This window comes from Cellulosimicrobium cellulans (genome assembly GCF_001722485.1).
GTDB lineage: Bacteria > Actinomycetota > Actinomycetes > Actinomycetales > Cellulomonadaceae > Cellulosimicrobium > Cellulosimicrobium cellulans_A.
On sequence record NZ_LWGL01000136.1, the window covers coordinates 1 to 8,593 of the forward strand.

The following is an 8,593-nucleotide window of genomic DNA, read 5'->3' on the forward strand; positions in this document are numbered from 1 at the left end:
ACGCCTGCTGCACCCCCTCACCCGAGACGTCCCGGGTGATCGAGGGGTTCTCCGCCTTGCGCGCCACCTTGTCGATCTCGTCGATGTAGATGATCCCGGTCTCGGCCTTCTTCACGTCGAAGTCCGCGGCCTGGACCAGCTTCAACAAGATGTTCTCCACGTCCTCACCGACATACCCCGCCTCGGTCAGCGCGGTCGCGTCGGCGATCGCGAACGGCACGTTCAACATCCGCGCCAACGTCTGCGCCAGATACGTCTTGCCCGTGCCCGTCGGACCGATCAGCAAGATGTTCGACTTCGCCAGCTCGACGTGGTCCGTGTCGTCGGAGCTCGACGCCTTCGTCGACTCGCCCGCCTGGACGCGCTTGTAGTGGTTGTAGACGGCGACGGCCAGGGCGCGCTTCGCGGCGTCCTGGCCGATGACGTACTGCCCGAGGAACTCGAAGATCTCCCGCGGCTTGGGCAGCTCGACGAGCCCGAGCTCGGTCGCCTCGGCGAGCTCCTCCTCGATGATCTCGTTGCACAGGTCGATGCACTCGTCGCAGATGTACACGCCAGGGCCCGCGATGAGCTTCTTGACCTGCTTCTGCGACTTGCCGCAGAACGAGCACTTCAGCAGGTCGGCGCCGTCCGAGATACGAGCCACGTAGCGTCTCCTTGTCCGGATGACCGGGCGCCCTTCCGCCCGGCCCAGGCCCGCTGTCCACGTCGCAGCAGGTCCTTCTTCCCATTCCACACCACGGGGACCCCGTTGTCAGGTGGGCTCCCCGGTGGAGCGGCACATCCGGCCGCGATCGATGCCGTTCCGTGTCCTTGAGGAGCCCTTGCGCGTCGCGCCGCCGCTCCCGGAGGAGACGGCGGCGCGACGCGGCGGGTGGGCGCGGGTGCGCCTCCCGTCAGGGCGTGTTGACCGCGACGGCCTTGCGGCTCTCGAGGACCTGGTCGACGAGGCCGTACTCCTTCGCCTGCTCGGCGGTGAGGATCTTGTCGCGCTCGATGTCCTGGCGCACCTCCTCGACCTCCTTGCCGGAGTGCAGGGCGAGCGTGTCCTCGAGCCACTCGCGCATGCGGATGAGCTCGTTGGCGTGGATCTCGATGTCCGACGCCTGCGCGTAGCCGCCGCCCTCCATCGCGGGCTGGTGGATGAGCACGCGGGCGTTGGGCAGCGCGAGGCGCTTGCCCGGCTGGCCGGCCGCGAGCAGCACGGCGGCGGCGGACGCCGCCTGGCCGAGGCAGACCGTCTGGATCTGCGGCTTGATGTACTGCATCGTGTCGTAGAGCGCGGTCATCGCGGTGAACGACCCGCCCGGCGAGTTGATGTAGAGGATGACGTCGCGGTCCGGGTCCTGGCTCTCGAGCACGAGGAGCTGGGCCATGACGTCGTCCGCGGACGCGTCGTCGACCTGGACGCCGAGGAAGATGATGCGGTCCTCGAACAGCTTGGTGTACGGGTCCTGGCGCTTGAAGCCGTAGGCGGTGCGCTCCTCGAACTGCGGGAGCACGTACCGGGCGGACGGCGCACCGCCGGGCAGGGCGATGCCGCCGGGGCGCGCGGCGGGGCCGGCGAGGCGCTGGGCGGTCGACAGGTACTGGGACTCTGCGCTGAAGGTCACGGGGTTCTCCTGGGTGAGGTCTGGTCCGGGGGCGGGGCTCAGGAGCCCGACGCGCCGCCGCCGCCCGTGACGGACGCGGCGTTCGTCACGACGTGGTCGATGAAGCCGTACTCCAGCGCCTCGGGAGCCGTGAACCAGCTGTCCCGGTCGTTGTCCTTGAGGATCTTCTCGAGGGGCTGGCCGGTCTGCTCGGCCGTCAGCTCGGAGAGCACCTGCTTCATGTGCATGATCAGCTGCGCGTTGATGCGCACGTCGGTCGCCGTGCCGCCGATGCCGCCCGAGGGCTGGTGCATCATGACGCGCGCGTGCGGCGTCGCGTAGCGCTTGCCCTTCGTCCCGGACGAGAGCAGGAACTGGCCCATCGAGGCCGCCATGCCCATCGCGATCGTCGCGACGTCCGGCTGGATGTACTGCATCGTGTCGTAGATCGCCATGCCGGCCGTGATCGACCCGCCCGGCGAGTTGATGTACAGCCAGATGTCCTTCTCCGGGTCCTCCGCCGCGAGCAGCATCATCTGCGCGCAGATCGCGTTCGCGTTCTCGTCGCGCACCTCCGAGCCCAGCCAGATGATGCGCTCCTTGAGGAGCCGGTTGTAGATGGAGTCGTTGAGGCCGAGGCCCGGGCCTTCGGTGCGTGCCACCGGGCCGGTCGCGTCGGACGGCAGGTACAGCTCGTTCACTTCCATCTCCTTCGTCGCTCCCGCGGGTACCACCCGCCTGCGCTGCTCGGGCCGGGGCCGGTTCGGCACCGGGAGTCCGGCCGTGCTGCAGCGACCCTAACGCGCGCGGCCCCGGCCGTTCGTCCTGATGCGGCGCGTTTTCGCTGTCGGCGCATATGCGCCGGCGCGGCACCGCGCGCGCCATGGACGACGACGGCCCGCACCCTCGTGAGCAGGGTGCGGGCCGTCGTCGTGGGGCCGTCAGGCCTTCGTGCTCTCCTCGGCCGGGTCCTCGACGGGAGCCTCGGCGGCCGCGTCGCCGGAGTCGTCGACGAGCGCCTCCTCGACGGGCTCGGCCACGGCCTCGGACGCCGCGTCCTCGGCCTGCGCGTCGGCGGCGTCCTCGTCGTCGGAGCCGATGAACTCGGTGAGGTCGACGACGTTGCCCGCGGAGTCCTTGACCTCGATCTGGCGCAGGGCGACGGCGAGCGACTTCGAACGCGCGACCTCACCGACCATGGCCGGGATCTGACCGCCCTGGTCGAGCGACTGGATGAACTGGTTCGGGTCCATGCCGTACTGGCGGGACGCCTGCACGAGGTACTCCAGGAGCTCGTTCTGCGCGACCTTGACCTCGAGCTGCTCGGCGAGCGTGTCGAGCAGGATCTGGTTGCGGATCGCGGTCGTCGCCTCCTCGGTGACCTCCGCGCGGTGCTCGTCGTCCTCGAGACGCCCCTCGGACTCGAGGTGGCGGTGCACCTCGGCCTCGACGACGCCCGCCGGGACGGGGATCTCGACGGCGCCCGTGAGCGCCTCGAGGAGCGCGTCGCGCGCGGCGACGGCCTGGTTCGACGTCTTGATGCTCGCGACCTGCTCGCGCAGGTCGGCCTTGAGCTCGTCCAGCGTGTCGAACTCCGACGCGAGCTGCGCGAAGTCGTCGTCCGCCTCGGGCAGGTCGCGCTGCTTGACCGTGGTCGCCGTGACGGTGACCTCGGCCTCCTTGCCCTCGTGCTCGCCGCCCGCGAGGGGGGCGGTGAAGGTCGTCGTCTCCTCGGCGGACAGCCCCGTGAGCGCCTCGTCGAGGCCCTCGAGCATGTTGCCCGAGCCGATCTGGTAGCTGACGCCGGAGACGGAGTCGACCTCCTCGCCGTCGATGACGGCCTTGAGGTCGATGACGACGAAGTCGCCCTCGGCGGCAGGGCGGTCGACGCCCACGAGGGTGCCGAAGCGCTCGCGCAGCGCGTCGAGGCGCTCGGCGACGTCCTCGTCGGTGACCTCGGCCGCGTCGACCGTGATGTCGAGCGTGTCGAGCGCCGGGAGCTCGATCTCCGGGCGGACCTCGACCTCGGCGGTGAAGACGAGCTGGCCCTCGCCGGCCTTCGCCGGGATCTCGGTGACCTCGACCTCGGGCTGGCCGAGGGGGCGCAGGCTCGCCTCCGAGGCCGCCTGGCGGTAGAAGCCGGAGAGCGCGTCGTTCACGGCGTGCTCGACGACGGCGCCCCAGCCGACCCGCTGGTCGATGATGCGGGGCGGGACCTTGCCCTTGCGGAAGCCGGGGATGTTCACCTGCTCCGCGATGTGCTTGTAGGCGTGGTCGATGCTCGGCTGGAGCTCGTCGTACCCCACCTCGACGGTCAGCTTGACCTTGGTGGGGTCCAGGGTCTCGACGGCGCTCTTCACTTCGATGGTCTCCAACTGATCGGGGCGGGCCGGCGTGCGGCAACGGGACGAGCTGAGCGCCCGCCGCACGACCGGTGCGGACCACCGCGGGCGTACGGGCAACCCGTCAAGCCTACGCCACCGGGACAAGGCCCGTCCGGTCCGTCCCGGGCGCGCCCTCGTGATGTGTCGGGGTGACAGGATTTGAACCTGCGACCTTCCGCTCCCAAAGCGGACGCGCTACCAACCTGCGCCACACCCCGTCCGCCCACGACGCCGGGCGGGCACCGGTCAGTGTACTGGTGGCGGGAGCACCGCCGGGCACGGCCCCGAGGAGCCGCCGACGAACGTGAGGCGCCACCCGCCGGCGTCCGGGGCGGGCGCCGTTTGCTAAGGTGGCGGCCGCAGGTCGGCGGTACGGACCGGGCTCCGCACGGAGGCTCGAGGTCCGCGCCGCGGACGTCTCGCGGGCGTAGCTCAATGGTAGAGCCCCAGTCTTCCAAACTGGCTACGCGGGTTCGATTCCCGTCGCCCGCTCCGCACGCGCACGGGCGCCCCGCCGGGTCGGCGGGGCGCCCGTCGTCGTCCGCGGCCGTGGACGCCGTTGCAGGCCCGCGACCGGGACGGATACGCTCGGCAGCACCACGCCCTGCGCCGCGCCCCTCCGGGGACCGCCGCCCGGGCGCTGCCGACCAGGAGGAGCGAGGAATGACCGCGAGCGCCGCGCGTCCCGCGCCGCTCCCCCGCGCCCTCGCGCGGACCTCCTGTCGTCGCTGTCACGGCTGTCGCTGACGACCGCCCCTGCCGCGCCCGCACCGGCGCAGCCCCGACCCGTCCCGCTCGCCGGGCGCGCGGGCGCACCCGGGCTGCGGGACGCTGGCCCCGGACCCCGTCCGCCCCCGCTCCCCTGCACCGCACCCCCGTTGTTCCCGGCTCGTCCGAGCCCTCGACAGAAGAGGAAGCCATGGCACGCATCTACGACGACGTCACGAAGCTCGTCGGCAGCACCCCGCTCGTCCGCCTCAACAAGCTCACCGAGGGCGCGGGCGCGACCGTCGTCGGGAAGCTCGAGTTCTACAACCCGGCGAACTCGGTCAAGGACCGCATCGGCGTCGCGATCGTCGACGCCGCCGAGGCGTCGGGCGAGCTGAAGCCGGGCGGCACGATCGTCGAGGCGACGTCGGGCAACACCGGCATCGCCCTGGCGATGGTCGGCGCGGCGCGCGGCTACGACGTCGTGCTGACGATGCCGGAGACCATGTCGAAGGAGCGTCGCGCGCTGCTGCGCGCGTTCGGTGCGGAGCTCATCCTGACCCCGGGGTCGGAGGGCATGAAGGGCGCGGTGAACAAGGCCGACGAGGTCGTCGCCGAGCGTGAGGGTGCGATCCTCGCCCGGCAGTTCGCGAACGCGGCGAACCCGGAGATCCACCGCCGCACGACGGCCGAGGAGATCTGGGCGGACACGGACGGCGAGGTCGACATCGTCGTCGCGGGCATCGGCACGGGCGGCACCATCACGGGCGTGGGCCAGGTGCTCAAGGAGCGCAAGCCGGGCGTGCAGATCGTCGCGGTCGAGCCCGAGGAGTCGGCCATCCTCAACGGCGGGCAGCCGGGACCGCACAAGATCCAGGGCATCGGCGCGAACTTCGTCCCGGAGATCCTCGACACCGAGGTGTACGACGAGGTGATCGACGTCAACGCGGAGACGGCGGTCGAGTACGCGCGGCGCGCGGCGAAGGAGGAGGGCCTGCTCGTCGGCATCTCGTCCGGTGCGGCGATCGCGGCGGCGCTCGAGCTCGCGAAGCGGCCCGAGAACGCGGGCAAGCTCATCGTGACGATCATCCCGTCGTTCGGCGAGCGCTACCTGTCGTCGGTGCTCTACGCCGACCTGCTGGACTGACGTTGTCCGCACCGTCCGCACGGGGTGGCGGGCCCGGGAGGCTGTCCCGGGTCCGCCGCTTCCTGCGCGTGCTCTCCGAGGACCTCGAGGCGGCCCGACGGCGGGACCCGGCCGCGCGCAGCCGCCTCGAGGTCGCGCTCGCCTACCCGGGCGTCCACGCGGTGTGGGCCTACCGGCTCGCGCACCGCATGTGGCGCGAGCCGGTCCTGCGCCTGCCGGCGCGGCTCGTGTCGCAGCTCGCGCGGGCGCTGACCGGCGTGGAGATCCACCCGGGTGCCCGCATCGGCCGCCGCCTGTTCATCGACCACGGGATGGGCGTCGTCGTGGGCGAGACCGCGGAGGTGGGCGACGACGTCGTCCTCTTCCACACGTCGACGCTCGGCGGCCGGTCCATGCGGCGCGGGAAGCGCCACCCCACCCTGGGCGACCGCGTCGTGGTCGGCGCGGGGGCGAAGATCCTCGGCCCGGTGTGGGTCGGGGACGACGTCCAGGTGGGCGCGAACGCGGTGGTCGTCAAGGACGTCCCCGCGGGGGCCGTCGCCGTCGGCGTCCCGGCACGCGTGCGCGTGCCCGCGACGACGCCCGCGGCGCACGCCGCCGTGGAGGACCCGTCCCTCCTCATCGAGTACGTCATCTGAGCCTCGGCGCCCCGTGGTTCCGCTAGGGTGGGCGCGCGCGGTACCCGGGACGCCGGGTCTCGGACATCTCCGGGGCCGGCCGCCCCGGTTCCGCGCCCGCCCGATCCCCGACCTCGACGACGAGGAGACGCCGTGCGCCTCGGCATCCACACCGGTTACTGGTCCGCAGGTCCGCCCGAGGGGGTGCAGGACGCGGTCGTGGCGGCCGACCGGCTCGGCGTCGACTCGGTCTGGACGGCCGAGGCCTACGGCTCGGACGCCTTCACCCCGCTCGCGTGGTGGGGGTCGCGCACGTCCCGCGTCCGCCTCGGCACGGCGGTCGCGCAGCTGTCCGCGCGCACGCCGACGGCGACGGCGATGGCGGCGCTGACCCTGGACCACCTCTCGGGCGGGCGGTTCGTGCTCGGGCTCGGCGTGTCCGGGCCCCAGGTGGTCGAGGGCTGGTACGGCCAGCCGTACGCGCGCCCGCTGGCCCGCACGCGCGAGTACGTCGACGTCGTGCGGCAGGTGCTCGCGCGCGAGGCCCCGGTGACGAACGCCGGGCCGCACTACCCCCTGCCCCTGCCCGACGGCGAGGGGACGGGTCTCGGCAAGGCGCTGCGGTCGACCGTCCACCCCCTGCGCGCCGACCTGCCGATCCACCTCGCCGCGGAGGGGCCGAAGAACATCGCCCTCGCGGCCGAGATCGCCGACGGCTGGCTCCCCCTGTTCTACTCGCCGCGCATGGACGGCGCGTTCCGCGACCTGCTCGCCGAGGGCTTCGCCCGGCGGTCTCCCGAGCGGTCCCCGGAGGCGGCGTTCGAGGTCAGCGCGACGGTGCCCGTGGTCGTCGACGACCACGTCGAGCGCGAGCTGCGCGGTGAGCACGGCCTCGCGCACGGAGAAGCAGCCGGCGGTGTTGGGCAGCGCGCGGATGCCGAGCCGGTCGAGCAGTCCCCAGATGCCGGCGTCGGTCGAGCCCGCACCGCCCGGGCGCACCGCGACGCGGCGCATCGCGACGGTCGTCAGCGCGGTGCCGGAGGCGACGAGCGCGTCCTCGAGCGTGAGGAGGTTCGCGGCGCCGCCGGTGCCCATGACGAGGCGCGACCCGATCGTCGTGCCGGCGACGACGAGCGGGTCGTCGTACGGTGCGGGCCCGGCGGCGGTGGGGGTGCTCGCGGGGTTCGTGGTCATGGTCCTGCTCAGCCTCCCTGGACGGCGGTGACGATCTCGACGCGGTCGCCGGGCGCGACGACCGTGCTCGCCCAGGTCCCGCGCGGCACGACGGCGTCGTTGATCGCGACGGCGACGCCCTGCGGCGCGCCACCCGTGACGTAGGCCGGCACGAGCGCGGCGACGAGCTCCTCGACGCCCGGTCGGCCGTCGAGGGGGTAGGGCTCGCCGTTGACGAGCGCGGTCGGGGGAACGGTCTCGGTCACGGGTCTCACCTCGAGGTCGGGACGGGCGCGGGTACGAAGCGGTCCGGTCGGGCACGAGCGAGCGCCGCCGCGGCGTCGTCGGGCAGGCGCGCACCCGTGAGCGCGGCGACGACCGCCTCCGCCGTGAGGGGCGCGAGGAGCACGCCGTTGCGCCCGTGCCCGGCGGCGGCGACCACCCCCGGCACGCCTGTGTCGCCGATCAGCGGCAGGTTGTCGGGCGTCGCGGGCCGTGCGCGCGGCGTGACCTCGACGAGCGCGGTCTCGTCGAGGCCGGGGACGAGGGCGCGGGCGTCGCGCAGCAGGGCGAAGACGCCGCCCGCGGTGGCACGCCGGTCGTCGGGGTTCTCCTCGGTGGTCGCCCCGACGACGATTTCGCGGTGCCCGGCGCGCGGTCCGTCGGGCACCGGGTCGCGCGGTACGACGTACACCGGGCGGCCCTGCACGAGCCCCCGCACGACGTGCTCGAGCGCGAGGCCCGGCCCGGCGTCGAGCCGCAGGGTCTGCCCCTTCACCGGGCGGGTCGGCACGCTCACCTCCGGCACGTCGGCGAGCAGCGCGCCGGTCTCCCATCCCGCCGCGAGCACGACGGCGCCCGCCCGGTGGAGGCGGTCCGCGTCGTCGTGCACTCCCGTGACACGGCCGCTCGCGTCGCGCGCGATCCCCACGGCGGCGCGCGCCACGACGGCGCACCCCGGCGAGCGCTCGA

8 protein-coding genes, 2 tRNA genes and 2 pseudogenes are annotated in these 8,593 nt (G+C 73.2%); 4 read left to right on the forward strand and 8 right to left on the reverse strand.

Features of this window, described 5'->3' with window-relative positions; translation table 11 throughout:
• From JZ5iCDA_RS13285 to JZ5iCDA_RS13305, 5 genes are all read right to left on the reverse strand, one after another.
• On the reverse strand, nt 1-646 hold a 646-nt coding region (locus JZ5iCDA_RS13285; protein ID WP_139123110.1), incomplete at its 3' end, for a ClpX C4-type zinc finger protein.
• 250 nt (nt 647-896) lie between these two features.
• Nucleotides 897-1,613, reverse strand: a complete 717-nt coding sequence (locus tag JZ5iCDA_RS13290; protein WP_069387608.1) for an ATP-dependent Clp protease proteolytic subunit — start codon at nt 1,611-1,613, stop codon at nt 897-899.
• A 38-nt stretch (nt 1,614-1,651) separates the two neighbouring features.
• Nucleotides 1,652-2,299, reverse strand: a complete 648-nt coding sequence (locus JZ5iCDA_RS13295; RefSeq protein WP_083260009.1) for an ATP-dependent Clp protease proteolytic subunit — start codon at nt 2,297-2,299, stop codon at nt 1,652-1,654.
• Between the two features lie 234 nt (nt 2,300-2,533).
• Nucleotides 2,534-3,952, reverse strand: coding sequence for a trigger factor (tig, locus tag JZ5iCDA_RS13300; RefSeq protein WP_069387610.1), 1,419 nt, complete (start codon nt 3,950-3,952; stop codon nt 2,534-2,536).
• Between the two features lie 168 nt (nt 3,953-4,120).
• A tRNA-Pro gene (locus JZ5iCDA_RS13305) sits at nt 4,121-4,194 on the reverse strand.
• 203 nt (nt 4,195-4,397) lie between these two features.
• Here JZ5iCDA_RS13305 and JZ5iCDA_RS13310 point away from each other — a divergent pair.
• From JZ5iCDA_RS13310 to JZ5iCDA_RS19750, 4 genes and pseudogenes are all read left to right on the forward strand, one after another.
• A tRNA-Gly gene (locus JZ5iCDA_RS13310) sits at nt 4,398-4,468 on the forward strand.
• A 427-nt stretch (nt 4,469-4,895) separates the two neighbouring features.
• Nucleotides 4,896-5,831 (forward strand): cysteine synthase A, encoded by a 936-nt coding sequence (gene cysK / locus JZ5iCDA_RS13315; RefSeq protein ID WP_069387611.1) that lies wholly within the window; start codon nt 4,896-4,898, stop codon nt 5,829-5,831.
• Nucleotides 5,832-5,893: 62 nt separating this feature from the next.
• Complete coding sequence (gene epsC, locus JZ5iCDA_RS13320; protein WP_436967407.1) at nt 5,894-6,469, forward strand: serine O-acetyltransferase EpsC; 576 nt, start codon at nt 5,894-5,896, stop codon at nt 6,467-6,469.
• 183 nt (nt 6,470-6,652) lie between these two features.
• A pseudogene (locus JZ5iCDA_RS19750) lies at nt 6,653-7,393 on the forward strand (LLM class F420-dependent oxidoreductase); the annotation flags it as partial.
• Here the strand turns inward: JZ5iCDA_RS19750 and JZ5iCDA_RS20015 are convergent.
• The 3 genes and pseudogenes from JZ5iCDA_RS20015 to JZ5iCDA_RS13330 form a co-directional block, all read right to left on the reverse strand.
• A pseudogene (locus tag JZ5iCDA_RS20015) lies at nt 7,364-7,642 on the reverse strand (hypothetical protein); the annotation flags it as partial. The pseudogenes JZ5iCDA_RS19750 and JZ5iCDA_RS20015 sit on opposite strands and share 30 nt — an antisense overlap.
• Before the next feature lie 8 nt (nt 7,643-7,650).
• Nucleotides 7,651-7,896 (reverse strand): sulfur carrier protein ThiS, encoded by a 246-nt coding sequence (gene thiS / locus JZ5iCDA_RS18020; protein ID WP_366246673.1) that lies wholly within the window; start codon nt 7,894-7,896, stop codon nt 7,651-7,653.
• A partial coding sequence (locus JZ5iCDA_RS13330; protein WP_139123111.1) for an FAD-dependent oxidoreductase occupies nt 7,893-8,593 on the reverse strand: 701 nt, incomplete at its 5' end. The genes thiS and JZ5iCDA_RS13330, both read right to left, overlap by 4 nt.